Here is a 25,548-nt window from a genome sequence, read left to right as displayed (position 1 = left end):
ATGCCATGCATCGCCCTGCAACACCTCGCCTTCGAAGACCTCGGGCGTTTCACGAACGTGCTCACCCGGGCCGGCCACGCCATCGACTACCGGCAGGCAGGCCCGTCCGCGCTCAGCGCCGACGAGTGGCGCCACGCCGACCTCGTGGTGGTGCTCGGCGGCCCCATCGGGGCCTACGACACGGCAACCTACCCCTGGTTCGCCGAAGCGATCGCCGGCCTGCGGGAACGGCTGGCGCTGCAGCGACCGACGCTGGGCCTGTGCCTGGGCGCGCAGCTCATGGCCCGTGCGCTCGGCGCGCGCGTGTACCCGTCGGGGCACACGGAGATCGGCTGGGCGCCGGTCGACCTGAGCGCGGCGGGCCGGGCCTCGTGCCTCGCGGCGCTGGATGGCGAACCCGTGCTGCACTGGCACGGCGACACCTTCGACCTGCCGCCCGGCGTCGAACTGCTCGCCAGCACCGCACGCACGCCACACCAGGCCTTCAGCCACGGCCGCCATGCGCTCGCGCTGCAGTTCCACCCCGAGGCCGACCCCGCGCGCATCGAGCCCTGGCTCATCGGGCACCACCACGAACTGGCCGCGGCCGGCGTCGACATCCGCGCGCTGCGCGCCCGCAGCGCCGAGCTGGCCGACCTGCGCTCCGATGCCGCGACGCGCATGCTGGCGGCATGGCTGGATCAGCTCGCATGACGCAGCCCGCCCTGCCCATCGACGCGCTGCTGGTCGGCCCCGTGGCCCTGCTGCCCGACGGCCGCACGCGCAGCGGCATCCGCAAGACACCCACGGCCGATGCGCTGTGGCTGTCTCCCACCGGCCTGCAGGGCGATGCGCAGGCCGACCTGCGCATCCACGGCGGTATCGAGAAGGCCGTGCACCACTACCCGCGCGAGCACTACGCCGGCTGGGCGGCGGGCGACCACCGCAGCGAACTGCTGGCGCACGCGGGCGCCTTCGGCGAGAACATCTCGACCACGGGCTGGGACGAATCGACCGTGTGCATCGGTGACGTCGTGCAGCTCGGCGACGCGCGGGTGCAGGTGTCGCAGGGCCGGCAGCCCTGCTGGAAGCTCGATGCGCACTTCGGCAGGCCCGGCATGGCGCGCGAGATGCAGGCGCGCGGCTGCACGGGCTGGTACTACCGCGTGCTCGAACCCGGCTGGGTGCGGGCCGGCGCCCTGGCCACGCGCGTGGAACGCCCGCACCCGGACTGGCCGCTGTCGCGCCTCATCGCGTTGCTGTTCTCGCGCGACGCGCGCTTCGCCCCCGAATGGGAACAGGCCGCCGCCCTGCCCGCCCTGGCCGAGCGCTGGCGCGCCACGTTTCGCAAGCGGGTGGATGCGGAGCGCGTCGAAGACTGGGAGCCGCGGCTGCGCGCACCCGCGTCCGACCCCTGAGCGCCCTTCAGTCGTCCAGCATTTCCACGCGCAGCGCGATCACCGGGCCAGCCACGACCGGGCTCGTCTGCAACGCGTGCAAGGCGAGATCGACCGCGCCTTGCAGCGCCGATTCGGTGATCACCAGCACCTGCGGCGCCGCATCCGCCGCCCCGTTCGCCAGCACCAGTTGCCGCACCGGCAGCCGCTGCGCGGCCAGCAGCTCGGCCACGGCCGCGATGTCGGTCGCCGCCTGCACCGGCACGCGCAGGTAGTGCGCGCTGCGCACGGCCGCGCGCGGCAGCACCGGCAGTTCGCGCACCGCATGCGCATGAAAGCCCGTGTGCGGCACGCGCTGGCCGGCATGGGTGCCGTCCAGGCGCGCCACGTCGACCAGGTCGGCGATCACGGCCGAGGCGGTCTGCTCCGAGCCGGCGCCCGCGCCGTAGTACATCGTGATGCCCGCCGCGTCGGCCTTGACCATGATGCCGTTCATCGAGCCGTTCACCTGCGCGAGCAGGTGCGTCGCCGGCACCAGCGCGGGCTGCACGCGCAGCTCCACGCCTTCTTCACGTCGGCGCGCCACGCCCAGCAGCTTGACGCGAAAGCCAAGCTGCTCGGCGCAGGCCACGTCCAGGCGCTGCAGCGCGGTGATGCCCTCGACCTGCGCATCGGCAAAGCGCACCGGCATGCCGAAGGCATTGGCGGCCAGCAGCGCGGTTTTGTGGGCGGCGTCGACGCCCTCGATGTCGAAGGCCGGATCGGCCTCGGCATAGCCCAGCGCCTGGGCCTGCGCGAGCGCGTCGCCGAAGTCCAGGCCCTCGTCGCGCATCTTGCTCAGGATGAAGTTGGTGGTGCCGTTGACGATGCCCGCCACCCACTCGATGCGGTTGGCCGTGAGGCCTTCGCGCAGCGCTTTCACGATGGGGATGCTCACCGCCACCGCGCCCTCGTACATCACGGCCACGCCGTGCGCGCTGGCGGCGGCGAAGATCTCGGGGCCGTGCACGGCCAGCAGCGCCTTGTTGGCCGTGACCACGTGCTTGCCGTGCGCAATGGCGGCCAGCACCCAGTCGCGCGCCGGGCCGGTGCCGCCGGCCACTTCGACCACCACGTCGACATCGGGATCGGTGGCCACCTGCATCGGGTCGGCCGTGAGCGCCACGCCCTCGCCCACGATGCCTTGGGCCCGCGCGAGGTTGCGCGCCGCCACCACCGTCACCTCGATGCCGCGCCCGGCGCGGGCGGCGATGAGCGCCTGGTTGCGGGCCAGCACGCGGAAGGTGCCCGCGCCCACGGTGCCGATGCCGATCATGCCGACGCGCAAGGGGCGAATGGCCGCAGGATGGCTGGGCTGGGGCAGGAAGGACGAGACGGGATCGCGGTACATGGGCTTCTCCAAACAACGAACGAACAAGACAAAAACAAAAAAACCCAGCTGCCAGCTGGGTTTCGTTCATTCGGGAGAAGAGACACCAGGTGGCTGCCGGAGCGGCCACCCTGCGCGTGCTCAGGGGGCCGCGGCGGTCATGGTGGTAATCATTCGTGCATTCACTGCGTCGCTCGTTCGCAGGCAAGCGGCGAACGGCATCGTGCGGCCGAGAACGGCGGCGCTGGATGCTGCAACGGGGGAAAGTGAAAGGCACGACATGAGCCGGCGAGTGTACACGCGGTGCTTGCGGCACGCCCCGATCCGGGCAAACTAGGGCATGGACAAGCATTTCCTGACCCCCCTGTTCGCCCCGGCGTCGATCGTGGCCTTCGTCGGCCAGCCCAGCGATCCGGGCGGCCAGACCGCCCTGGGCCGCACGCTGCGCGAAGCCTTCCGGGCCGACCGCTTCGACGGCACGCTGCGCTTTCTCGACGTGCGCACCCAGGGCACGCTCGAAGAGCTGGCGCAGACGCACGCCGACCTGGCGCTGATCGCGCTGGCGCCGCACGACGTGGCGGCCGCCCTCGAGATCGCGGGGCGCATCGGCTGCAAGGCCGCGGTGGTCATCTCCACCGGCATCGCCGCCGAGCAGGCCGCGCAGTGGCGCAAGATCGCGCGCCGCGAAGGCGTGCACCTGCTGGGCCCGAATTCGCTGGGCTTCCAGCGCCCGCCGCTGCACCTGAACGCCAGCGTGGCCGGCCCGCTCGCGCGCACCGGGCCGCTGGCGCTGGTGTCGCAGTCGGGCGCGCTCACGGCCTCGATGCTCGACTGGGCGCGGCAGAACGGTGTGGGCTTTTCCAGCGTGGTGTCGCTCGGGCCGCACACCTCGGTCGACATCCCGCAGGTGCTCGACTTCCTGGCCAACGATTCGAGCACGCACAGCATCATCGTGTACCTCGAAGGCATTGCCGACGCGCGCCGCTTCATGAGCGCGCTGCGCTCGGCCTCGCACGCCAAGCCGGTGGTGGTGCTCAAGGCGGGCCGCAAGCCGGCCGGCAACGAGGCCGCGCAGACGCACAGCGCCGCCATCGTGGGCAGCGACGACGTGTTCGACGCCGCCCTGCGCCGCGCGGGCGCGGTGCGGGTGCGCTCCTTCGTCGAGCTGTTCTCGGCCGCCAAGTGCCTGGCCTCGCGCTACCGGCCGGTGGGCAAGCGGCTGGCCGTGGTCACCAACGGCGGCGGCCCCGGCGTGCTCGCGGCCGACTGGATCAACGAGATCGGCCTCGACCTGGGCCGCCTCTCGGCCCCCGCGCAGCGCTCGCTGCAGCCCTCGCTGCCGGCGCTCGCGTCGCTCACCGACCTCATCGACCTGTCGGAAGACGCCACGCCCGCGCACTTTCGCGCCGCCATCGACACCGCCTCGGCCGACAGCCAGATCGACGGCGTGCTCGCCATCTTCTCGCCCAAGGCCGGCGTCGACGCGGCCGCCACGGCGCGCGCGCTGGCCGACATTCCGCGCCCCATGCCCAAGCCGCTGCTGTCGTGCTGGATGGGCGACGCGTCGGTGGGCAACGCGCGGGCCGTGCTGGCCGAGGCCACCATCCCGAGCTTTCGCACGCCCGAGGCGGCCGTGGGCGCCTTCGGCAACATCGCGGCCTTCTACCAGAACCAGCAGCTGCTGCAGCAGACGCCGCCGCCGCTGTCGGCGCTGGCCAAGCCCGACATCGACGGCGCGCGCCTGCTCATCGAAAGCGTGCTGGCCGAGCGGCGCAAGGTGCTGACCGAGATGGAGTCGAAGTCGCTGCTGTCGTGCTTCCACATCCCGATCACGCGCACCCTGCTCGCGCGCAGCGCCAACGAGGCCATGATGATCGCCACGCAGCTGGGCTTTCCGGTGGCGCTGAAGATCGACTCGCCCGACATCTCGCACAAGTCCGACGTCGAGGGCGTGGCGCTGAACGTGATGAACGGCACCAGCGCGCGCGACACCTACCTGGAGATGATGGAGCGCGTGGCGCGCCTGGCACCCGATGCCCGCATCAACGGCGTGACCGTGCAGAAGATGGTGCGCGCGCGGCGCGGGCGCGAAATCTACGTGGGCCTGGTCACCGACCAGCCCTTTGGCCCCGTGATCGTCTTCGGCGCCGGCGGCACCATGATCGAGCTCATGAACGACCGCGCGATGGAGCTGCCGCCGCTGAACCAGTTCCTGGCGCGCCACCTCATCGAGCGCTCGCGCGTGGCCGAGACGCTGGGCGAATGGCGCGGCGCCAACGCGGTGAACATGGAAGCCATCGAGGACGTGCTGCTGCGCGTGTCCGAAATGGTGTGCGAGCTGCCCGAGCTGCGCGAGATGGACATCAACCCCATCATCGTGGACGAGCACGGCGCGGTGTCGGTCGATGCGCGCATCGTGGTCGACAGCAGCACGCAAGCCGTGGCGGGCCCGGTGGGCAACGGCTACCAGCACCTGGCCATCATGCCGTACCCCGCGCGCTACCGGCGCGAATGGCCGCTGCCCGGTGGCGGCGCGTACGTCGTGCGGCCGGTGCATCCGAACGACGCGCAGATGCTGCAGGCGCTGGTGCAGGGCCTGTCGCCCGAGAGCCGCTGGTTCCGTTTCGTCTCGCGCTTCCACGAACTGCCGCCGTCGATGCTGTCGCGCTTCACGCTCATCGACTACGACCGCGAGATGGCGCTGGTCGCCACCGTGATGGAGCGCAGCACCGCGCCCGACGGCAGCATCCTCGAGAGCGAGCGCATCGTGGGCGTGTCGCGCTACATCACCAACCCCGACCAGACCAGCTGCGAGTTCTCGCTCGTGGTGGCCGACGAGTTCAGCGGCAAGGGCATCGGCTCGCGCCTCATGGAAAGCATCATCGACGTGGCGCGCGACCGCGGCCTTTCCGAGATGGACGGGCTGGTGCTGGGCGGCAACCCCGACATGCTCAAGCTGGTGCGGCGGCTGGGCTTCTCGGTGAAGTCCTTCCCCGAGGACCCGGACTTCAAGCTCGTGACCTACCCGCTGTAGCCCGACGGCGGCGGCTGCAACTCGACGAGAATCGGCCGCCCTCCACCTCCGCGTTTCTTCATGCTCCGAATCCTCCTGCGTTCCCTCGGCCGCCTGCTGGTGAGCCTCGCCGTGTTGCTGTCGGCCGCCTGGGCCTGCGCGGCCCTCTGGTACCAGCTGCCCGCGACGCTGCCGGTCAAGGTCGGCGCGATGGTGCTGTGGGGCCTCTTCGGCCTGGCGGCGATCGTGCTGCTGTGGCGCGGCAAGGCCGGCCGCTCGCTGCTGGCCTACGCCATCGGCTTCGTCGTGCTGCTCGAGTGGTGGGGCACCATCGCGCCCTCTCAGCATCGCGAATGGGCCGACGACGTGGCGCGCCACCTGAAGCCGCGCGTCGAAGGCAGCGTGGTCATGATGGAGAACGTGCGCAACTTCGACTGGCGCAGCGACACCGACTACACCGTGCGCTGGGACACGCGCCGCTACGACCTGGACCGCCTGCGCTCGGTCGACGTGTCGCTGTCGTACTGGACCGGCCCGGCCATCGCCCACACGCTGGTGTCCTTCGGTTTCGACGACGGCCAGTACGTCACCTTTTCCATTGAGATCCGCAAGGAGCGCGGCGAAAGCTTCTCGTCCGTGGGCGGCTTCTTCAAGCAGTTCGAGAACAGCCTCGTGGCCGCCGACGAGCACGACATCCTGCGCGTGCGCACCAACGTGCGCGGCGAAGACGTCTACATGTACCGCGTGCACCTGCCGCAGGCCGAGATGCGTTCGCTGTTCCTGGGCTACGTGGGCGAGGCCAATGCGCTGGCGCGCGCGCCGAGCTTCTACAACACGCTCACCGCCAACTGCACCACCATCGTCTACAGCCTCGCCCGGCACGTCGTGCCCGGCCTGCCGATGGACTACCGCCTGCTGGCCTCGGGCTACCTGCCCGAGTACCTGCACGACGTGGGCGGCCTGACGCCCGGCCTGAGCATGGACGCGCTGCGCGCCGGCGGCCGCATCACCGATCGGGCCATCGCCACCGACCAGCAGCCCGGCGTGAACTTCTCGCAAGCCATCCGCCACGGCCTGCCGGGCGTGACGCCATGAGGCGCATCGGCTTCCTCCCCGCCCTGCTGCTGGCGCTGTCGCTGCTCACGGGCTGCGCGGGCGTCACGGTCGGCACCATCTCGCCGGCCGACTACCTGGCGCAGCGGCGCGGCGACGTGCTCACCACCGGCCAGCTCAGCAGTTCCGCGCAAGAGGTGCTGCGCGTCATCGGCTCCGATGCCGACCAGTGCCGCAAGGACGGCCGCGCCTGCCGCCAGAACCTCGCCACCTCCGCCGGCCTGAGCGACGAGCAACGCATGTCGGCGCTGTCCGAGGTGTGGCTGCAGCTCGCGCTGGCGGGCGGCGCCGGCGGCTCGGCCGCGCAGCCCATGGCGCCCGAGGCCATCGAGGCCTGGCTGGAAACCGCGCGCCACGCCTACGCCTACCTGTTCCACACGGCGCGCAAGCCGCGCGACCGCGCCTTCGAAGACCGCCAGACGCAGGTGCGCGACTACTACAACTACGCGGTGCAGCGCGCCATCACCGGCCTGTTCAGCCGCTACCGCAAGAGCGACATGTCGGTGGCCGCCATTCCGCAGGTGAGCGGCTGGCGCATCGACGCCGACCTGTCGGCGCTGCAGCTCGCGCCCGACGCGCCCCCGCCCAAAGAGCTGATTCCCGCCGCCTCGTTGACCTTCTCGGGCCTGCGCAACATCTACCGCCGCGACGGCTTCGGCGCCGAGCTGGTCGCCGCGGGCGACGACCGTCCGACCGCGGCGCAGGCCGACGAAGACGCCCCGCCCTTCAGCGAGACGCCCTTCCCCGCGCTCACCGCGCTGCTGCAGTTCGACGGCGCCACCCTGCAGGACGTGCTGGCCACGCGCACGCTGCGCATCGCCGTGTTCGACCCCTACCGCACCAGCACGATCCGGCTGGCCGGCGAGGAGATTCCGCTGGCCGCCAACTTCACCTCGGGCTACGGCCTGTGGCTGGCCCGCTCCGACTTCGCGCTGCAGGCGCTACGCAGCCTCTTCGGCGGCGCCGAGGGCCTGACCCGGCCGCACATCTACCTGATGCAGCCCTACGACCCGAAGCGGCGCACCATCGTCATGCTGCACGGCCTGGCCAGCAGCCCCGAAGCCTGGATCAACGTGGCGAACGAAGTGCTCGGCGACGAGACGCTGCGCCGCCGCTACCAGATCTGGCAGGTGTACTACCCCACGAATGCGCCGCTGCCGCTGAACAACCTGGCCATCCGCGAAGCCATCACGCAGACCTTGGCGCACTTCGATCCGCAGGGCCGCGCCGAGGCTTCGCGCAACGTCACGCTCATCGGCCACAGCATGGGCGGCGTGCTCTCGCGCTTGCTGGTGTCGTCGTCGGGCGACGTGCTGTGGGACGCGCTGCGCGAGGGCTACCCCATGCCGGCCGCGCAGCGCCGCCGCATCGAAGAAGGGCTGGGGCCCTACCTGCGCTTCGAGCCGCTGCCCCAGGTCAGCGATGCCATCTTCATCGCCTCGCCGCACCGCGGCACCTCGTTCGCCAACAAGCGCATCTCGCGCTGGGTGGCCAACCTCATCACGCTGCCGGTGGCGATGCTGGGCCAGCTCAACGACATCTCGCGCGAGCTGATGCGCGTGGCACCCAGCTCGCAGGACATGGGCCCGCTGCGCATTCCCAACAGCATCGACAACCTCAGCGACCGCGATGCGTTCGTGCGGCTGTCGTCGGGGCTGCCGCTGAGCCCGAAGGTGCGCTACCACTCGATCATCGGCAACGACACGCCCGGCCTGCCGCTGGCCGAGTCGAGCGATGGCATCGTGCCCTACACCAGCGCGCACCTCGACGGCGCGGTGTCGGAGCTGGTGATTCCGTCGGCGCACAGCGTGCAGGAGCACCCGCTGGCGATCCTGGAGATCCGGCGCATCCTGCGCGAACAGCTGCAGCGCGTGCCCTGAGGGCACTTCAGGCCGTGGCGAGCACGGCCGCGGCCGGTGCATGCCGCATGTCCGGCACCGCCGCCATCAACGCCCGCGTGTACGCGTGCTTCGGCGCATCGAGCACTTCGGCCGCACTGCCCTGCTCCACCAGCCGCCCGCGCTGCATCACGCCCACGTCGTCGCACATGTGGCGGATCACCGCGAGGTTGTGGCTGATCAGCAGGTAGGTCAGGCCGAACTCGTCCTGCAGGTCGCGCATGAGGTTCAGCACCTGGGCCTGCACCGAGACGTCGAGCGACGAGGTCGGCTCGTCGCAGACGATGAACTCGGGCTGGCTGGCCAAGGCCCGCGCGATGGCGATGCGCTGGCGCTGGCCTCCCGAGAACTGGTGCGGGTAGCGCCGCCCATCGTCGGGCGACATGCGCACGCGGCGCAGCGCCTGCGCCACGCGCTCGGCGGTTTCGTCGGCGCTGGCGGCCAGGCCCAGCACCTCGACCGGCTCGGCGATGAGCCGGTCCACGCGCCAGCGCGGGTTGAGGCTGGCATGCGTGTCCTGGAAGATCATCTGGAAGCGCCGCCGCAACGCGGCCGTCTGCGCGGCGTCGCCCCAGCGGTCGATGCCGTCGAAATGCACCGTGCCGGCCGTGGGCCGCGTGAGGCCCGCGATCATGCGCGCCACGGTCGACTTGCCCGAGCCCGATTCGCCGACCAGCCCGAAGGTGCGACCGCGCGCGATGTCGAAGCTCACGCCGTCGACCGCGTGCAGCACCTTCTTCGGCTGGCGCGCGAGCGTGCGCACGAGCCAGCCGGCCGAAAGATCGAATTCGCGCGACAGGCCCTGCACGCGGATCAGCGGCGGGCTGTCGGCCAATGCTGGCGCCGCCACGGTCTCGGCCTGCGCGGGTGGCAACGCGGCAGCCACGGCGATGTCCGCGCCGATCTCCGGCACAGGCAGCCGATGCAGCCTGTCGTGCACCGAAGGAATCGCTGCCATCAGTGCGCGCGTGTACGGCTCGCGCGGGTGGTCGAGCACCTGGCGCACCGGGCCGGTCTCCAGCACGCGGCCCTGGTACATCACCATCACGCGGTCGGCCGCCTCGGCGATCACGCCCATGTCGTGCGTGATGAGCATCGCGGCCGTGCCGCGCTCGCGGCAGACGCGGCGGAACACGCGGATCACCTGCGCCTGCACCGACACGTCGAGTGCGGTGGTGGGCTCGTCGGCAATCAGCAGCTGCGGCTCGGCGCACAGTGCGAGTGCAATCGCCACGCGCTGGCGCATGCCGCCCGAGAACTGGTGCGGGTACTGGTCGATGCGGCTTTCGGGGTCGGGAATCTCCACGTCGGCCAGCAGCGCCAGCGCGCGCCGGCGCGCCTCCTGCTCGCTCACGGGCAGGTGCGTGCGGATGGTCTCGACGAGGTGCCGGCCGATCGGGTAGACCGGGTTCAGGCTGGTCAGCGGGTCCTGGAACACGCTGCCGATGCGGCGCCCGCGCACGCGGCGCATGTCTTCGCCGCGCAGCGTGTCGATGCGCTCGCCGTGCAGCTCGACCGTGCCGCTCGCGATGCGCCCCGGCGGCGGCACCAGCCCGATGACGGCCGCGCCGACCATCGACTTGCCCGCGCCCGACTCGCCGACCACGCCCAGGATTTCGCCCGGTGCGATCTCGAACGAGACGCCATCGAGCACCTGCACCGTGCCCCGGTGCGTGTCGAAGGCCACGTCCAGCCCGCGCACGCGCAGCACGGGCGTTTCGCCGCGGGGCGATGGCGAGGGGTCGCGCGCGCTCATTGCAACCTCGGGTTCAGGGCGTCGCGCAACCAGTCGCCCGCCAGGTTGACCGACAGCGCCAGCGCCAGCAGCACCAGCGCGGGAAACAGCAGGATCCACCACTCGCCCGAGAACAGAAAGCCCTGCCCGATGCGGATCAGCGTGCCCAGCGACGGCTGCGTGGGCGGCAGCCCCACGCCCAGGTACGACAGCGTCGACTCCGCCACGATGGCCAGCGCGAAGCTGATGGTGGCAATCACCAGCACCGGCGCCAGCAGGTTCGGCAGGATGTGCCTCACCAGAATACCGGTGCGCGAGCGGCCGATGATCTGCGCGGCGGCCACGTAGTCCTTGTGCTTCTCGAGCATCACCGCGCCGCGCACCGTGCGCGCGTACTGCACCCATTCCGACAGACCGATGGCCGCCACGATCACGTACACCGCCATGTCGTCGCGGTAGCCCTCGGGCAGCAGGCCGCGCGCAATGCCGAAGATCAGGAGCGCCACCAGCAGCACCGGAAAGGTCAGCTGCACATCGGCCACGCGCATCACCAGCGTGTCGAACCAGCCGCCCGCATAGCCGGCCGCCAGCCCGAGCGGCACGCCGATGACCAGCGACAACCCGACCGCGCTCACGCCCACCAGCAGCGACATGCGCAGCCCGTAGAGGATGGCCGAGAACACGTCGCGCCCCTGGTCGTCGGCGCCCAATGGGTAGAACGCGCCCGAGGCGCCCTGCTGCCCCGGCGGCGTGAAGGCGTCGATCAGGTCGAGCACGGCCGGGTCGAAGGGGTCTTGCCGCGCGATCCACGGTGCGAACAGCGAGGCCAGCGCGACCAGCAGCAGCACGAAGGCGGCCAGTTGCACGGTGCGCGAGCGTGCAAACGCGCGCAGCACGGGCGACTCGGCGTTGCGCCAGCGGCGCGGCGCGGGAACGCCGGTCGGAGAAGGAAGCGTCATTCGGAAAAAAACAAGAAAGGAGTCAGGCGCGTCGCAGGCGCGGATCGACCAGCACATACAGCAGGTCGACGATGAAGTTGATCGCCACATACAGCAGCGCGATCAGCAGCAGGTAGGCCGCCACCACCGGCACGTCCACCCCCTGGATCGACGTGATGAACAGCAGGCCCACGCCCGGCCACTGGAACACCGTCTCGGTGACGATGGCAAAGGCCACCAGCGAGCCGATCTGCAGCCCGGTGATGGTGATGACCGGGATCAGCGTGTTGCGCAGCGCATGGCCGTAGTTCAGGTCGCGCTCGCGCAGCCCGCGCGCGCGGCCGAAGCGGATGTAGTCGGCGCGCAGCACCTCCAGCATCTCGGCGCGCACCAGCCGCATGATCAGCGTCAGCTTGTACAGGCCCAGCGTCAGCGCGGGCATCAGCAGCGACGCCCAGCCCGAGGCCGTGAGCAGCCCGGTGCTCCAGCCGCCCAGCTGCACCGTGTCGCCGCGCCCGAACGAGGGCAGCCAGCGCAGCTCGACCGCGAACAGGTAGATGAGCCCGATGCCGATCAGGAAGGTGGGCAGCGACACGCCGACCAGCGACACCGCCATGACCGCGCGGCTGGCCACGCTGTCGCGCCGGATCGCCGTGTACACGCCCAGCGCCACGCCACCCGCCACCGCCAGCACGGCCGCCACCAGCGCCAGTTCGAGCGTGGCCGGCAGGCGCTCGGCGATGAGCTCGACCACCGGCCGCTTGAGCCGGTACGACACGCCCAGGTCGCCCTGCAGGGCATGGCCCACGTAGCGCAGGTACTGCACCAGCACCGGGCGGTCGAAACCCAGCTCGGCCGTCAGCGCGGCGCGCTCTTCCAGCGTGGCGTCCTCGCCGAGCAGGCTGATGGTCGGGTCGCCGATGTGACGGAACACCAGGAAGGACACGAACGACACCGCCAGCAGCACCAGCACAGACTGGCCGAGCCGGCGCAAGAGATGAACCCACATGGCGTGTGCTTAGGGCTTTGCCACCTTCACGTTCTTGAAGAACACGCTGCCGTCGGGGCTGACCGGAATGTCCAGCTTCGGGGTCGAGGCGAAGTTGAGCACCTGATCGTGCAGCGCGATGTAGATGCGCTCCTTCTGCACCGTCTGCCAGATGCTTTTGATGGTGGCGTCGCGTTTCGCCTTGTCGCTCTCGGCGGCCAGCGATGCGATCTGCGCGTCGACCTCGGCGTTGCTGTAGCCGGTGGCGTTGGTCGGGCCGCGGCCGTCCTTGCCGCGCGTGTGCACCAGGTAGTCGAAGATGTAGGCCGAGTCGTAGGTCGGCACGCCCCAGCCGAACAGGTAGAAGTCGGTGTCGGCCGAGTTGATGGCGGTGCTGTGCAGCGCGATCGGGCGCGCCGCCACCGTGGTCTTGATGCCGATGCGCCCGAGGAAGCCCGACACCGCCGTGCTGATGGCCTCGTCGTTCACGTAGCGGTCGTTCGGCGTGTGCAGCGTGATCGCAAAGCCGTTCGGGTAGCCGGCCTCGGCCAGCAGCTTCTTCGCCTGCGCCGCGTTGGCCTTCGGGTAGGCCGCGAAGCCCTTCTCGTAGCCGTGCACGAACGGCGGCGCGATGATGCCCGAGGGGTTCGACAGCCCACGCATCACCGCCGCCTTGATCGCGTCGCGGTCGATGGCCAGGCCGATGGCCTCGCGCACCTTCGGGTCGGCCAGCGGGTTCCTGCCCTTCACGTCGGCGTACTTGAGTTCCTTCGCGCCCACGTTCAGGCCCAGGAAGATCGAGCGGTTCTCGGGCCCTTCGGTCACGCGCAGGCGCTTGTCGGCCTTGAGCCGGCCCACGTCCTGCGCCGGCAGGTCCTGCACGAAATCGACCTCGCCCGACAGCAGCGCGGCCACGCGCGTGGCGGGCGACTTGATCGGCACGTAGACCAGCTCGGTCACGTCCAGCGGAAACTGGCCGCGGCCCCAGTACTGCGGAAACTGCTTGAGCACCGTGCGCGCATCGACCTCGCGCGAGGCCAGCACGTACGGGCCGGTGCCGTTCTCGTTGCGGGTGGCGAAGTTCTCGGTCTTGCTGGCCACGTCCTGCGACTGCTCGGCCTTGTTCGCCTTGGCCCAGGCCTCGTTGAGGATGAAGAGGTTCGTGAGGTTGTTCGGGAAGATCAGGTTCGGGCCCTTGGTCCTGACCTGCACTGTGAGCGGATCGACCTTCTTCACCTCGGCCACAGACGACAGCAGCGACTTGAGCGCCGAGCTCGGCGCCTGCGCGCGCTGCAGCGAGAACACCACGTCGTCGGCCGTGAGCAGCGCGCCGTCATGGAACTTGACGCCGGGGCGCAGCTTGAACTCCCACACCGTCGGGTCGGCCGTGAGCTTCCACGAGGTGGCCAGCGCGGGCTGCAGCTTGCTGTCGGCGCCGCGCAGGATCAGCGGTTCGTAGATCTGGTGCAGCAGCCCGAAGTTGGTGCCGGTGTTGACCGCATGCGGGTCGAGCGTGGCGGGGTCGGCGCTGCGCGCCCAGCGCACGGTTTCGGCGGCGGCAACAGGCGCCTGCAGCAAGCCGGCGGCCAGCAGGGCCGCGGTCAGGAGTGGTCGGAGCATGGAATCCCTCGGGTGTTCTTTGGAAGAGAAGACAGGCGGACGGCCGCGCGGGGCGGCGTCGTCCTGTGCCTGTGCGTGAGGGACTGTGCCCTGCGCCGCGCCGTCTCGAAAGAAGGACTCCGCATATGGAAATGCGGTGCCTGCCGCGTGACGATGAACCGGGCGCTACGCCCTCGCGGCAAGCCGCTTCAATCGCAATCCACCCCACACCGCCAGCAGCACGCTCGCGCCGAACACCCAGCCCGACAGCGCGCCGGCCATCGTGCCCGACAGCAGGTTGCCGACCGTGCAGCCCAGCCCGGTCATCGCGCCCCACCCCAGCAGCACGCCGCCGCCGAGGCCGCGCACGACCTGGCCCACCGTCGGCCACGCGGGTTTGAACTGCCCGCTTGCGAGCGCCGCAGCCAGTGCGCCGACCACGAGGCCGCCGACCAGCAGCGCGTTGGGCGTCTGCCAGAGGCTTTCGACCACCGCCGTGACGCAGCCGCCGAAACCGTCGAGCCCGTCCAGCCGCTGCGGCAGCAGGCCGTGCGCGTTGCCGAGGTCGCGCGCGGCGCTGCCCAAAGCTGCGGTTACGCCGAGGGGACGCAGCCGCAGCACCACGATCACGGCGATCGCGCCGACCGCGAGCCCGCCCCACGCATACGGCCAGCGCCCGTGCAGCAGGCGGCGCGCGGCGTCGATGAAGCTGCGCGGTGCGGGCAATGCCGCGCCGCCCGCCGGCAGCTTTCGCCAGAGCCAGGCGCTCAACGCCGCGAGCACCACCAGTTGCAGTACGGCCGAGCCCGCATAGCCCAGGTGATGCGGCAACCACACCACGGGCGCGGTGGCGATGGTGGCGCTGTAGAGCCAGTTCCAACTGCCGAACCCCAGCAGGAAGCCCGCACCGGCACCGAACAGCGCGAACGGCGCAGTCGGCGAGCCTTCGCCCAGCCGGTACCAGTGCGCGCTGATGCAAGAGCCCGACACCACCATGCCCGCGCCGAAGGCCAGCCCCGCGAGCACCAGTGCGCCGCTGACCGGTCCGATGTGCGCATCGGGCGGCAGCCGCCCCGGCTGCGGCACCGGCAACCAGCCCGTCATCACGACATGCATGCCCACGGTGCCGACCGCCAGCGCGGCCACGATGGCCAGCAGGCCGCGTGCGTCGCCGCCCTCGAAGTAGTCGCGCGCATGGCAGTAGAAGCAGAAGCGCGAGCGCTGCAACACCACGCCGAGCACCGCGCCCAGCCCGAGCGCGAAAGCCAGCGCGCGGCCACCGCTGCGCTCGCCGAGCAGATGCACACCGGCGGCGATCAGCAACAACACCACGACAGCAGCGCCCAGGCCCGTGCGAGAAAGCGGCACAGGCGCCGCATGGATTGACGAAGCGGACATGCCCCGGTTCCTCTTTCTTGGGTCCAAAAAAAAGCGAGCCCGAGGGCTCGCCCAATGTCGCTCATCAGAGAGGCCGCGAGGTCCCTCCAACGCCGACTCACCTCGAACTCATCTCACCTCAACTCAATCATTTGGACGCCCACACCGTGCCGGCCGGGTTGTTCACCGGCACGCCGACGGCGTTGCCGTACTCGGTCCACGAGCCGTCGTAGTTGCGCACGTTCTTGTAGCCCAGGATCTTGTGCAGCGCGAACCAGGTGTGGCTCGAGCGTTCGCCGATGCGGCAGTAGGTGATGGCCGGCTTGCTGCCGTCGATGCCCACGGCCGCGTAGATCGCCTTCAGCTCGGCGGCCGACTTGAAGGTGCCGTCTTCGTTCACCGCGCGGCCCCACGGCACGTTGGCCGCGCCGGGCACGTGGCCCGCGCGCACCGCCAGTTCGGCGGCGCCGGCCGGCGCGAATATCTTGCCGCTGTACTCGTCGGCCGAGCGGATGTCGACCAGCTTCGCGTCGGAGCGGCCCTCGGCCACGGCCAGCACGTCGGCCAGCCGCGCGCGCAGCTGCGGGTTGGGCTGCGTCACCTTGAAACGCGTGGCGACGTGTTCGGGCGCGCGGTTGTCGAGCACGCGGTTCTCGGCCTCCCACTTCTTGCGCCCGCCGTCGAGCAGCCTCACGTTCTGCACGCCGTACTGGTCGAACACCCAGGCACCCCAGGCGGCAAACCAGTTGTTGGTATCGCCGTAGAGGATCACGGTGGTGTCCTTGTCGACACCGGCCGCCGACAGCAGCTTCTCGAATTCCGTCTGGCTCACGATGTCGCGGCGCACGCGGTCGTTGAGGTCGTTGTGCCACGAGAAATTCACCGCGCCTGGGATGTGGCCGCGCTCGTACAGGCCCGGGTTCACGCTGACCTCGATCACACGCAGCTTCGGGTTGCGCAGGTTCTTCTCGAGCCAGTCGGTGGAGACCAGCGGACCGCTGCCGTCGGCCGAGGCCTGCGCGAAGGCCGACGGTGCGGTGGCCAGGAAGGTCAGCGTGGCGAGGGACGCGGCGCGCCACCATCTGCTGAAGATCGACATGCGGGACTCCTTGTGTTGAATGGAAGACATCTGAAACAGATCAGAGCGAACTCTAGGCAGGCCACGCGCGATCACCAACGAAGCGTTTGCGATAAGCGCATGCGCAAAGCGTCTGAGGCTCAGGCGAGCGCGGCCTCTTGATGTGGCAGCTCGGCGCGCACGCGCCAACCCAGCTCGGGCGCGATGCGCACCGCCAGGTCGTCCAGGATCTGCTCGTAGGCCTCGCTGTCGAAGTTGTAGGGCAGCTCCACGCGCAGCTCGCTCACCAGCGGCAGCACCGGGTCGCGGTGCAGGTGCTCCAGGATCTCGTCGGCGCTGCCCACGAGGTCGCCGGCAAACAGCGTGCGGCGCTCGCCCTGCGGCGACAGCGTGCGCTCGACGCGGCCCGCCGCAAACGCGCGGTAGCGGCGCCGCGTGGCGGCATCGGCGCCGTCGAGCGGCACGATCACGCGGCCCAGCGCGATCCGCCCGCGCCGCGCGCCGGGCACTTCACTGGCGCGGTAGCGTTCGACCAACCCGGTCTGCGCCTCGAGGAAGTCGTCGGTGGTCTCGCCCGTGAGCACGTTGCCCAGCAGCAGGTGAAAGCCGTTGCGCCCCGCCCATTCGGCCGAGCGCAGCGATCCGCCGCCGTACCAGAGCCGCCCGACGAGGCCGGGCGCATAGGGCTGCACGCGCGGACGCACGCGCCCGCCGGCCGATTCGACCACCGTGTCCTCGTCGCCCAGCAGCACGTCCTCGAGGTTGGCGCGCAGCCGCGCCACGCGCTTGTGCGTGAAGTCGACCGTGGCCGGCGGCGCGTCCTGGAAGCGCCCGCCCAGCAAGGCGCCGTGCGGCGGCGCGCCCGCGCTCAGGCCCACCTGCAGGCGCCCACGCGAAAGCACGTCGACGGTGGCCAGGTCTTCGGCGAGCCGGAACGGGTTTTCGTAGCCCATCTGGATCACGGCCGCGCCGAGTTCGATGCGGCGCGTGCGCTGCGTGGCGGCGGCCAGGAAGGTCGGCGCCGACGACACGGCGCGCTCCAGGTGGCGCTGGCGCACCCAGGCGCTGTCGAAGCCACGTCGCTCGCCGAATTCAAAGAGCCGCAGCGCGGCTTCGAGGCCGGCGTGCGGGTCGGCCTCGTCGTAGTTGCCGGGCGTGAGGAAACCGATGTGCTGGATGGTCATGGTCGTGTCGCTCGCAGGGTCAGAACTTCGGCAACCCCGGCGGGTTGACCTCCGATTTCGGCAGCGCCTCTTCGGCCAGGCGCCAGCGCGCGAGCGCCTTGGCGTAGGTGCCGTTGCGGATCAGGTTGTTGGCCGCGGTGCTCAGCGCTACCGCCAGGCCGCTGCCCTTGCGCGTGGCGACGGCCACGTCCGACTTCAGCGGCCAGCCCGCGTTCACCGTGCCGGCCAGCCGCAGTTGCCCGTTCTTCGCGGCCTCGTAGGCCTGCGGCGCGTTGGGGTTGAAGTTGGCGTCGACGCGCTTCGTCGTCACCGCCAGCCAGCGCGTCACATCGTCGTCGTAGTACTGGATCGACACCGGCTTCAGGCCTGCGGCCACGTTCTGCCGGTCCCATTCGAGCAGGATGCGCTCCTGGTTGGTGCCCGCGCCGGTCGTGAGCTTCAGGCCCGCCACGTCCTTCGGCTCCTTGATCGACTGGATGGCGCTGTCGGTGCGCACGTAGAAGCCGTGCAGGCCGAGCCGGTAGGTCGAGAAGTCGAACTTCTCCTTGCGCTGCTCGGTCACGCCCACGTTGGAGATCACGGCATCGTACTTGCCCGAGCTCAGGCCCAGCGGCCAGTCGGCCCAGGCGACGGGCCGCAGCTCCAGCTTCAGGCCCAGCGCCTCGGCGATGAGGTGGGCAAAGTCGGGGTCGAAGCCCACCACCGTCTTCGCGTCGGTGGCGTAGGTGGAGATCGGCGGCGCGAACGGCGCGATGGCGATGGTCAGCACGCTCTCCTTCACGAACTTGAAGCTCGGCGGAATGGCGTTGACGGCCTCGGCGTCCTTGCCGGTGTGCAGGCGGCCCTTCTGCTCGGGGCTGAAGTCGAAGGTGTCAGCGGCGTGCACCGGCGCGAACGCCATCAGCCCGAGGGCGGCCAGCGCCCCCAGTGTCTTCTTGAGCGACATGGTCCCCTCCCCTCAGTTCTTCGGCAGGCCGGGCGGGTTGGTGCGCGCCACCTCGATGGCTTCGGACGCCAGGTTCCAGCGCGACAGCGCCTTGCCGTAGTTGCCGTTCCTGATCTGCGTGTTCAGCGCGAGCGTCACGGCCTCGGCAATGCCCGAGCCCTTGCGCGAGGTGACGGCGATCTCGGCATTGAGCGGCCAGCCGCCCGACACCAGGCCCGCGAGCCGCGTCTTGCCGTCGCGCGCCTCGTAGGCCGCGATGGCGTTGGGGCCCACGTACGCATCGGCGCGGCCCGACTGGATGGCCAGGCGCTGCACCACATCGTCGTCGTAGTACTGGATCTCGATGGGCTTGAGGCCGGCGGCGAGGTTCTGCTTGTTCCAGCGCAGCAGGATCTGCTCCTGGTTCGTGCTGGCCGTCACGATGAGCTTCAGGCCCGCGATGTCCTTGGGCTCCTTGATGGCGCCGAGCTTGCTGTCCGACTTCACGTAGATGCCCAGCTGGTCGTTGCGGTAGGTCGAGAAGTCGAACTTCTCCTTGCGCTCCTCGGTCACGGTCACGTTGGACACCACCACGTCGAACTTGCCCGACTGCAGGCCCAGCGGCCAGTCGGCCCAGGCGGTGGACACCAGCTCCAGCTTGCGCCCCAGGCTGTCGGCCACGAGCTGCGCGATGTCGGGCGCGTTGCCCACGGGGGTCTTCGTGTCGGTGGCGTAGGCCGCGAACGGCAGCCGGCCGGTGGTGGTGCCCACGACGAGCACGCCCTCTTTCAGGAACTTGAAGTCCTTCGCGAGCCGCACGGCCTCGTCGATCTTCTGCGCGCGCGGGCGGCCGGGCTGCTCGGGGCTCAGGTCGGGCGCCGGGGCGGTCTGGGCCGTGGCGGCGATCGGCAGCAATGCGGCCAGGAGAACGGTCAGGAGAAGGCGTCGATGGGTCATGAAAGCGGTCGGTTTGAAAATGGGGGAAGGGAAAAAACTCAGAGCACCTTGGCCAGGAACTCGGCCGTGCGCGGATGCCTCGGCGCGTTGAACACCTGCTCGGGCGTGCCGGTCTCGAGGATGCGGCCCTGCTCCATGAAGACCACGGTGTCGGCCACCTCGCGGGCGAAGCCGATCTCGTGCGTCACGATGACCAGCGTGGTGCCGGAGCTCGCGAGTTCCTCGATCACCGCGAGCACCTCGCCCACCAGCTCGGGGTCGAGCGCCGAGGTGGGCTCGTCGAACAGCAGCACCTTGGGCTTGAGCGCCAGCGCCCGCGCGATCGCCACGCGCTGCTGCTGGCCGCCCGAGAGCTGGCGCGGGTAGGCGTCCTTGCGGTCGGCCAGCCCGACGCGCGCCAGCAGGTCGGAGGCCAACGCCTCGGCCTCGGCGCGCGGCAGGCCGCGCACCGACTGCGGCGCCTCGACGATGTTCTCCAGCACCGTGAGGTGCGGGAACAGGTTGAAGTTCTGGAACACCATGCCCACGTCGACGCGGCGCGCGAGGATGTCCTTCTCGTGCAGCTCGTACAGCGTGTCGGCATCGCGCCGGTAGCCGATGAGCTCGCCGTCGATGGCAATGAAGCCGTCGTCCACGCGCTCCAGGTGGTTGATGGTGCGCAGCAGCGTCGACTTGCCCGAGCCCGACGGCCCGAGGATCACGGTGACGCTGCCGCGCGGTGCGGTGAAGGTCACGTCGTCGAGCACCTGCAGCGCGCCAAAGCGCTTGGACACGCCGTGGATCGTCACCTCGCCGCCCGGCGCGCGCGAGCCGTTCCAGCGCGGCACCTGCGCGGGGGCCGGCGCCGGTGCCGACACGGGCACCACGGCCGGCGCCCTGCCCCGCGCCCACAGCCCGTGCACCACGCCGCCCAGCCACGAGCGCGGCGCATGGCGCAGGGCCCCGCGCGAGAAATGCCGCTCGATGTAGTGCTGCGCCACCGACAGCACCGTGAGGATCACGAGGTACCACACGGTCGCCACCATGAGCAGCGGAATCACTTCCAGGTTGCGCCGGTAGATGATCTGGATGGTGTAGAACAGCTCGGGCAGCGCCAGGATGTAGAGGTTCGAGGTGCCCTTGGCCAACCCGATGATGTCGTTGAAGGCCGTCGGCAGGATGCTGCGCATGGCCTGCGGCAGCACGATGCGCGAGGCCTGGCGCCGGCGCGAAAGGCCCAGCGCAGCCGCCGCCTCGAGCTGCCCCTGGTCCACTGACAAAATGCCCCCGCGCACGATCTCCGAAGCGAAGGCCGCCTGATTCAGCGTGAGGCCCAGCAGCGCCGCCACGAAGGGGCTGATGAGCTGCGTGGTCGGGTACGAGAAGAACGTCAGGTCGGTGAACGGCACGCCCAGCGACACGGTCTCGTACAGGTAGCCGAGGTTGTTGATGATCAAGAGCAGCACGATCACCGGCACCGAACGGAAGAGCCAGGTGAACACCCAGGCCAGCCGCGCCAGCAGCGGCGAGCGCGACACCCGCGCCAGCGCCAGCCCCGTGCCGAAGAAGAAGCCCAGCACCGCGCCCAGCGCCGTGAGCAGCAGCGTGCGGCCCAGGCCGGCCAGCACCGGCTCCGAGAAGAACCACTGCGCGAACACCGGCCAGCCCCAGCGCGGGTTGGTGAGCACCGAATGCAGCACGAGGCCGATCACCGCCACCGCGAAGACGGTGCCGACGGTGCGCGCCGGGTAGGTTGCGGGCACGATGCGAAAGTGCGAGTAGTCGCCCTTGGCGGGCGGTGCTGCATCGCTGCGGCGCAGGGGTGCCGTGGGGGTACGAGGCTCCGGACCGGCGTCGAGCACGGTGGTCGTGTTCATCGCGACACCGCCCCGCTCAGCGCCGTACCCACGCGGCCTTGCGTGGCCCACTGCGCCAGGTGCTTCTCGAACGGCAGCTTGCGCGGCGTCTCGGGGTCGGCGTCGTCCGTGAACAGCGCCGTGTAGCCATGGCTGCGGTACAGGCCCACGGCCTCGGGCTGGCGAAAGCCCGTCGTGAGGTAGATGCGTTCGTAGCCCTGGCGCAGCACCTGCGCCTCCAGCTCGGCCAGCACGCGGCTGGCCAGGCCCTGGCGGCGCAGCGCGCCGTGCGTCCACACGCGCTTGAGTTCGGCGGTGCGCTCGTCGTGGCGCATGAAGGCGCCGCCGCCGATCGCCACGCCGTCGCGCAGCAGCAGCACGAAGTTGCCGTGCGGCGGCGCGAACACCTCGGGCGCGTAGCGGTCGATCTCGCGCGGTGCGCCGGGCTCGCGCAGCACGTCGCCGTAGCGGCTGTCGTACTCGAAGGTGAGCCCTTCGATCAACGGCCGGGCCAGCGGGTCCAGCGGCGTGGTGTAGAGAAACTGTTCGCTCATGGGGTGGTTTCCTGGGTGTCGCCGTCGGCGGAAAGAAAACGCTCGGCCAGCCGGGCCCAGTACACGGCCGCGGGCGCGAGGATCGCGTCGTTGAAGTCGTAGCGCGGGCTGTGCAGCGAGGCGCTCTCGCCGTTGCCGAAGAACACGTAGCTGCCGGGGCGCGCCTGCAACATGTAGGCGAAGTCTTCGCTGGCGGTGCGCGGGCGGAAGGCCGGGTCGACGCGCTGCGCGCCGAAGGTGTCCAGCGCCACGGCGCGTGCGAAGGCGGTTTCTTCCGCGTGGTTGACCACCGGCGGAAAGCCCGGCCGGTAGTCGACCTCGGCCTGCGCGCCGAAGCTCTCGGCCTGTGCCCGCGCCAGGGCGGGAATGCGCTGCGCCAGCAGCGCGCGCACCTCGGGCTTGAACGAACGCGCCGTGAGCTTGAGCTCGACGGTGTTCGGAATCACGTTGGAGGCCTCACCGCCGTGGATGGAGCCCACGGTGACCACGCCCATGTCGAGCGGATCGACGTTGCGCGACACCACGGTCTGCAATGCCGCGATCAGGTGCGCGCTCGCAACCACGGGGTCGACCGTTTCGTGCGGCTGCGCGCCGTGGCCGCCCTTGCCGCGCACCGTGATTTGCGCCTGGTCGATGGCCGCCATCGCGGGCCCGGTGACGCAGCCCACGTGCCCTGCCCCCACGCCGGGCCAGTTGTGCAGGCCGAAGACGGCGTCGCACGGGAAGCGCGTGAACAGGCCCTCGTCGATCATCTTCTTCGCACCCGCGCCCAGTTCTTCGGCGGGCTGGAAGATCAGGTGCAGCGTGCCGCGAAAGCTGCCCGTCTCGGCCAGGAAGCGCGCCGCCGCGAGCAGGATCGCCGTGTGGCCGTCGTGGCCGCAGGCATGCATCACGCCCGCGTTCTCGCTGGCGTACGGCAGGCCCGTGGCTTCCTGGATCGGCAGCGCGTCCATGTCGGCGCGGATGCCGAGGCTGCGCCCCGGCCCGCGCCGCAGCGTGCCCACCACGCCGGTGCCGGCCAGGCCGGTCGTGACCTCGTAGCCCCAGGCCGCGAGCCGCTCGGCCACGAGCGCCGAGGTGCGGTGCTCCTTGAACGACAGCTCGGGGTGCTGATGGATGTCGCGCCGCAGCGCAATGAATTCGTCGCCGTAGCCGGCAATGGTCGATTCGACGCGGTGGATGTCCTTGAGGGCCGGTCGTGGCAGCGCGGCGCCCATCAGGCGGCCTTGCGCTCGGCGGTGGCGCCGCCCTGCGGCGCGGCATGGCGGCTCGCCTTGCGCGGCAGGCCCAGGTGGTCGCGCAGGGTCTGGCCGGGCAGCGTGCGCTGGTAGCGACCGCGCGCCTCCAGCGCCGGGATCACGAACTCGATGAAGTCGTCCAGGCCCTGCCCCAGGACCGGGAAACCGAGGATGAAGCCGTCGGCCGCGCCCTCGTCCACCCAGCGGATGATCTCGTCGGCGATGCGCTCGCCCGTGCCCACGAACTGCGTGCGCGGCGTGGCCACTTCGAGCGCCACCTCGCGCAGCGTCTGGCCCTTGGCCTTGGCATTGGCCTTGATGCGATCGGTGGTCGAGCGGAAGCTGTTGCGGCCGATCTCGCCCAGCTCGGGAAACGGCGCATCGAGCGGGTACTGGCTGAAGTCGTGGTGGTCGAAGAAGCGGCCCAGGTAAGCCAATGCTTCCTCCACCGTCAGCAGTGCGCGGATGGCGAGGTACTTGGCCTCGGCCTCCGCCTCGGTGGCGGCGACCACGGGGCCGATGCCCGGGAAGATCTTCACGTCGCCGGCCTGCCGCCCCTGCGCCACGGCGCTGGCCTTCACCTGCCTGAGGAAGGCGCGCGTGTCTTCGAGCGAGGGCGAATGCGTGAACACCGCGTCGGCGTACTTGCCCGCGAGGCCGATGCCCGCGTCCGACGAACCAGCCTGGAAGATCACGGGCTGGCCCTGCGGCGAGCGTTGGATGTTCAGCGGCCCCGCCACCTGGAAGAAGCGGCCCTTGTGGTCCAGCGTGTGCAGCTTGTCGCGGTCGAAGAAGCGGCCGCTCTCGCGGTCGCGCACGAAGGCGTCGTCGTCCCAGCTGTCCCACAGGCCCTGCGTCACGGCCAGGTACTCGTCGGCGATCTCGTAGCGCAGCGCGTGCTCGGGGTGGGCGCGGCTGTAGTTCTTGGCGCTGCCTTCCAGCGGCGTGGTCACCACGTTCCAGCCCGCGCGCCCGCCGCTGATGAGGTCCAGCGAGGCGAACTGCCGCGCCACCGTGAACGGGTCGCTGTACGAGCTGGAGATGGTGCCCGCCAGGCCGATCTTCGTGGTGACGGCGGCCAGCGCCGACAGGATCGAGATCGGCTCGAAGCGGTTGAGGAAGTGCGGAATCGACTTCTCGTTGATGTAGAGCCCGTCGGCGACGAACGCGAAGGCGATGCCCGCGGCCTCGGCCTTCTGCGCGCTGCGGATGAAGAAGTCGAGGTTGACGCTGGCATCGGCCGGGCCGCCCGGGTGCTTCCAGGCATTCATGTGGCTGCCGGCCCCTTGCAGCATGACGCCGAACTGGATGTTGCTCATGACGATCGTTCTTGTGATGGGAAAAAGAAAAAACTCAGGCCAGTGCGGGCTCGCGGGCCTGCGCCAGCAGCTCGACCGCCGTGGCGCGCGCGCCGAAGTCCGCCACCGGGATGTCGACCACGAACTCCTCGATGCCATGGCGTACGCTGAGGGCTTCGAGCGCGTCGCGCACCTCGTCGCCGGTGCCGGCGATGACATGCGGGCGCCGCTCTTCGGTGCGGTAGTCGCTGGCGCCGGCCTGCCGCGCGAACTCGGCGGTGGCTTCGAGGCTGGGCAGGTTCACGCTCTGGCCCGTGGGCAAGGTCACGCGGAAGCTGCGCAACGCGCCCACGCGCTCGGCGGCCTCGTCGTGCGTTTCGGCGGCGAAGGCGAACAGCGCGAGCAGCGGCGCGCGGCCGGTCGCGCCGCGGTAGGCGTCGATCGATTGCTCGATGTTCACGGGGTCGCCATTGAAGTGGCCCGCATAGACGAACTGCCAGCCCAGCCGCGCCGCAAGCAGCGCGCTCTCGGGGCTGCCGCCGAGCAGCACGCGCTGCGGCGCCACCGGCGGGAACGGCGTGGCCACGGCACCGGCCAGCGCATGGTCGGCGGGCACGCCGTCGTGCAGGAAGGCATCGAGCTCGCGCAGGCGCGCTTCGAAATCGAGGGCCTTCGCCTTCGCCGGGTCGTGCAGCGATTGCAGCGCCTTGCTGGTCAGCGGCAGGCCGCCCGGCGCCTTGCCGATGCCCAGGTCGACACGGCCCGGCGCCAGCGAGGCCAGCACCTTGAAGGTCTCCGCCACTTTGAAGGGGCTGTAGTGCTGCAGCATGACGCCGCCGGTGCCGATGCGGATGCGCGAGGTCTTCGCGAGCAGGTGCGAGGCCAGCACTTCGGGCGCCGAACCGGCGTAGGTGCGGTTGCCGTGGTGCTCGGCCAGCCAGTAGCGGCGGTAGCCCAGCCGTTCGGCGCGCCGGGCCAGCGCGATGGTGTGCTGGAACGCCTGCGCGGCGTCGGCACCTTCGGGGATCAGGCTCTTGTCGAGCAGGGAGAGCGAGTAGGACACGGTGTTCGGC

Annotated in this window: 20 protein-coding genes; 5 read left to right on the top strand and 15 right to left on the bottom strand. The window is 70.5% G+C overall.

Annotation, left to right across the window (positions count from 1 at the left end; all coding sequences use genetic code 11):
- Positions 1-693, top strand: coding sequence for a glutamine amidotransferase (locus ACAM42_RS17245; protein ID WP_369628835.1), 693 nt, complete (start codon positions 1-3; stop codon positions 691-693).
- Positions 690-1,397 carry an MOSC domain-containing protein gene (locus ACAM42_RS17240; protein WP_369628834.1) on the top strand — a complete coding sequence of 236 codons (708 nt, stop codon included), beginning with the start codon at positions 690-692 and terminating at the stop codon, positions 1,395-1,397. The genes ACAM42_RS17245 and ACAM42_RS17240 overlap by 4 nt, the downstream gene beginning before the upstream one ends.
- 7 nt (positions 1,398-1,404) lie before the next feature.
- Here ACAM42_RS17240 and ACAM42_RS17235 read toward each other — a convergent pair whose 3' ends face one another.
- Positions 1,405-2,766 (bottom strand): homoserine dehydrogenase, encoded by a 1,362-nt coding sequence (locus tag ACAM42_RS17235; protein WP_369628833.1) that lies wholly within the window; start codon positions 2,764-2,766, stop codon positions 1,405-1,407.
- A 319-nt stretch (positions 2,767-3,085) separates the two neighbouring features.
- Here ACAM42_RS17235 and ACAM42_RS17230 point away from each other — a divergent pair, with 319 nt between their 5' ends.
- Genes ACAM42_RS17230 through ACAM42_RS17220 form a run of 3 tightly spaced genes read left to right on the top strand, consistent with a single transcriptional unit; the run spans position 3,086 to position 8,751 of the window.
- Positions 3,086-5,779 (top strand): GNAT family N-acetyltransferase, encoded by a 2,694-nt coding sequence (locus tag ACAM42_RS17230; RefSeq protein WP_369628832.1) that lies wholly within the window; start codon positions 3,086-3,088, stop codon positions 5,777-5,779.
- A 60-nt stretch (positions 5,780-5,839) separates the two neighbouring features.
- Entirely contained in the window at positions 5,840-6,853 is a 1,014-nt protein-coding gene (locus ACAM42_RS17225) for a DUF4105 domain-containing protein (RefSeq protein ID WP_369628831.1), read from the top strand.
- Positions 6,850-8,751 carry an esterase/lipase family protein gene (locus tag ACAM42_RS17220; RefSeq protein WP_369628830.1) on the top strand — a complete coding sequence of 634 codons (1,902 nt, stop codon included), beginning with the start codon at positions 6,850-6,852 and terminating at the stop codon, positions 8,749-8,751. The genes ACAM42_RS17225 and ACAM42_RS17220 overlap by 4 nt, the downstream gene beginning before the upstream one ends.
- A gap of 7 nt (positions 8,752-8,758) precedes the next feature.
- Here the strand turns inward: ACAM42_RS17220 and ACAM42_RS17215 are convergent, their stop codons facing one another.
- The 14 genes from ACAM42_RS17215 to ACAM42_RS17150 all read right to left on the bottom strand — a co-directional run bounded on the left by ACAM42_RS17215 (position 8,759) and on the right by ACAM42_RS17150 (position 25,538).
- Positions 8,759-10,525: a dipeptide ABC transporter ATP-binding protein gene (locus ACAM42_RS17215; protein ID WP_369628829.1), complete on the bottom strand. Its 1,767-nt coding sequence runs from the start codon at positions 10,523-10,525 to the stop codon at positions 8,759-8,761.
- On the bottom strand, positions 10,522-11,463 hold the full coding sequence (locus tag ACAM42_RS17210; RefSeq protein WP_369628828.1) for an ABC transporter permease: 942 nt from the start codon (positions 11,461-11,463) through the stop codon (positions 10,522-10,524). Before ACAM42_RS17210 ends, ACAM42_RS17215 begins: the two co-directional genes overlap by 4 nt.
- Positions 11,464-11,485: 22 nt before the next feature.
- Positions 11,486-12,451: an ABC transporter permease gene (locus tag ACAM42_RS17205; protein ID WP_369628827.1), complete on the bottom strand. Its 966-nt coding sequence runs from the start codon at positions 12,449-12,451 to the stop codon at positions 11,486-11,488.
- Between the two features lie 9 nt (positions 12,452-12,460).
- On the bottom strand, positions 12,461-14,050 hold the full coding sequence (locus tag ACAM42_RS17200) for an ABC transporter substrate-binding protein (RefSeq protein WP_369628826.1): 1,590 nt from the start codon (positions 14,048-14,050) through the stop codon (positions 12,461-12,463).
- A 165-nt stretch (positions 14,051-14,215) separates the two neighbouring features.
- Positions 14,216-15,427: a YeeE/YedE family protein gene (locus ACAM42_RS17195; RefSeq protein WP_369628825.1), complete on the bottom strand. Its 1,212-nt coding sequence runs from the start codon at positions 15,425-15,427 to the stop codon at positions 14,216-14,218.
- Positions 15,428-15,554: 127 nt separating this feature from the next.
- The gene (locus tag ACAM42_RS17190; RefSeq protein ID WP_369628824.1) at positions 15,555-16,505 is read right to left on the bottom strand and encodes a sulfurtransferase; all 951 of its coding nucleotides are present in this window, start codon (positions 16,503-16,505) and stop codon (positions 15,555-15,557) included.
- A gap of 119 nt (positions 16,506-16,624) precedes the next feature.
- Entirely contained in the window at positions 16,625-17,668 is a 1,044-nt protein-coding gene (locus ACAM42_RS17185; protein ID WP_369628823.1) for an LLM class flavin-dependent oxidoreductase, read from the bottom strand.
- Between the two features lie 19 nt (positions 17,669-17,687).
- Positions 17,688-18,569: an ABC transporter substrate-binding protein gene (locus ACAM42_RS17180; RefSeq protein ID WP_369632776.1), complete on the bottom strand. Its 882-nt coding sequence runs from the start codon at positions 18,567-18,569 to the stop codon at positions 17,688-17,690.
- A 57-nt stretch (positions 18,570-18,626) separates the two neighbouring features.
- A complete protein-coding gene (locus ACAM42_RS17175) occupies positions 18,627-19,550 on the bottom strand; it encodes an ABC transporter substrate-binding protein (protein WP_369628822.1) in 924 nt (307 codons plus the stop codon).
- 38 nt (positions 19,551-19,588) lie between these two features.
- Complete coding sequence (locus tag ACAM42_RS17170) at positions 19,589-21,406, bottom strand: amino acid ABC transporter permease/ATP-binding protein (RefSeq protein WP_369628821.1); 1,818 nt, start codon at positions 21,404-21,406, stop codon at positions 19,589-19,591.
- Positions 21,403-21,939, bottom strand: coding sequence for a GNAT family N-acetyltransferase (locus ACAM42_RS17165; RefSeq protein ID WP_369628820.1), 537 nt, complete (start codon positions 21,937-21,939; stop codon positions 21,403-21,405). The genes ACAM42_RS17170 and ACAM42_RS17165 overlap by 4 nt, the downstream gene beginning before the upstream one ends.
- A complete protein-coding gene (locus ACAM42_RS17160; RefSeq protein ID WP_369628819.1) occupies positions 21,936-23,156 on the bottom strand; it encodes a M20 aminoacylase family protein in 1,221 nt (406 codons plus the stop codon). The genes ACAM42_RS17165 and ACAM42_RS17160 overlap by 4 nt, the downstream gene beginning before the upstream one ends.
- Positions 23,156-24,502, bottom strand: coding sequence for an LLM class flavin-dependent oxidoreductase (locus ACAM42_RS17155; RefSeq protein WP_369632775.1), 1,347 nt, complete (start codon positions 24,500-24,502; stop codon positions 23,156-23,158). Before ACAM42_RS17155 ends, ACAM42_RS17160 begins: the two co-directional genes overlap by 1 nt.
- Before the next feature lie 28 nt (positions 24,503-24,530).
- A complete protein-coding gene (locus tag ACAM42_RS17150; RefSeq protein WP_369628818.1) occupies positions 24,531-25,538 on the bottom strand; it encodes an LLM class flavin-dependent oxidoreductase in 1,008 nt (335 codons plus the stop codon).
- Between the last annotated feature and the right edge of the window lie 10 nt (positions 25,539-25,548).

Origin of the sequence: Variovorax sp. V35, from assembly GCF_041154465.1 — a bacterium.
GTDB classification, from domain to species: domain Bacteria; phylum Pseudomonadota; class Gammaproteobacteria; order Burkholderiales; family Burkholderiaceae_C; genus Variovorax; species Variovorax boronicumulans.
This window is presented reverse-complemented; position numbering and strand designations above follow the sequence as displayed.

Excerpts from the sequence above, each read along its gene's own strand:
- ACAM42_RS17245 (WP_369628835.1), top strand. The coding sequence starts at position 1 with ATGCCATGCATCGCCCTGCAACACCTCGCCTTCGAAGACCTCGGGCGT.
- ACAM42_RS17240 (WP_369628834.1), top strand. The coding sequence starts at position 690 with ATGACGCAGCCCGCCCTGCCCATCGACGCGCTGCTGGTCGGCCCCGTG.
- ACAM42_RS17235 (WP_369628833.1), bottom strand. The coding sequence starts at position 2,766 with ATGTACCGCGATCCCGTCTCGTCCTTCCTGCCCCAGCCCAGCCATCCT.
- ACAM42_RS17230 (WP_369628832.1), top strand. The coding sequence starts at position 3,086 with ATGGACAAGCATTTCCTGACCCCCCTGTTCGCCCCGGCGTCGATCGTG.
- ACAM42_RS17225 (WP_369628831.1), top strand. The coding sequence starts at position 5,840 with ATGCTCCGAATCCTCCTGCGTTCCCTCGGCCGCCTGCTGGTGAGCCTC.
- ACAM42_RS17220 (WP_369628830.1), top strand. The coding sequence starts at position 6,850 with ATGAGGCGCATCGGCTTCCTCCCCGCCCTGCTGCTGGCGCTGTCGCTG.
- ACAM42_RS17215 (WP_369628829.1), bottom strand. The coding sequence starts at position 10,525 with ATGAGCGCGCGCGACCCCTCGCCATCGCCCCGCGGCGAAACGCCCGTG.
- ACAM42_RS17210 (WP_369628828.1), bottom strand. The coding sequence starts at position 11,463 with ATGACGCTTCCTTCTCCGACCGGCGTTCCCGCGCCGCGCCGCTGGCGC.
- ACAM42_RS17205 (WP_369628827.1), bottom strand. The coding sequence starts at position 12,451 with ATGTGGGTTCATCTCTTGCGCCGGCTCGGCCAGTCTGTGCTGGTGCTG.
- ACAM42_RS17200 (WP_369628826.1), bottom strand. The coding sequence starts at position 14,050 with ATGCTCCGACCACTCCTGACCGCGGCCCTGCTGGCCGCCGGCTTGCTG.
- ACAM42_RS17195 (WP_369628825.1), bottom strand. The coding sequence starts at position 15,427 with ATGTCCGCTTCGTCAATCCATGCGGCGCCTGTGCCGCTTTCTCGCACG.
- ACAM42_RS17190 (WP_369628824.1), bottom strand. The coding sequence starts at position 16,505 with ATGTCGATCTTCAGCAGATGGTGGCGCGCCGCGTCCCTCGCCACGCTG.
- ACAM42_RS17185 (WP_369628823.1), bottom strand. The coding sequence starts at position 17,668 with ATGACCATCCAGCACATCGGTTTCCTCACGCCCGGCAACTACGACGAG.
- ACAM42_RS17180 (WP_369632776.1), bottom strand. The coding sequence starts at position 18,569 with ATGGCGTTCGCGCCGGTGCACGCCGCTGACACCTTCGACTTCAGCCCC.
- ACAM42_RS17175 (WP_369628822.1), bottom strand. The coding sequence starts at position 19,550 with ATGACCCATCGACGCCTTCTCCTGACCGTTCTCCTGGCCGCATTGCTG.
- ACAM42_RS17170 (WP_369628821.1), bottom strand. The coding sequence starts at position 21,406 with ATGAACACGACCACCGTGCTCGACGCCGGTCCGGAGCCTCGTACCCCC.
- ACAM42_RS17165 (WP_369628820.1), bottom strand. The coding sequence starts at position 21,939 with ATGAGCGAACAGTTTCTCTACACCACGCCGCTGGACCCGCTGGCCCGG.
- ACAM42_RS17160 (WP_369628819.1), bottom strand. The coding sequence starts at position 23,156 with ATGGGCGCCGCGCTGCCACGACCGGCCCTCAAGGACATCCACCGCGTC.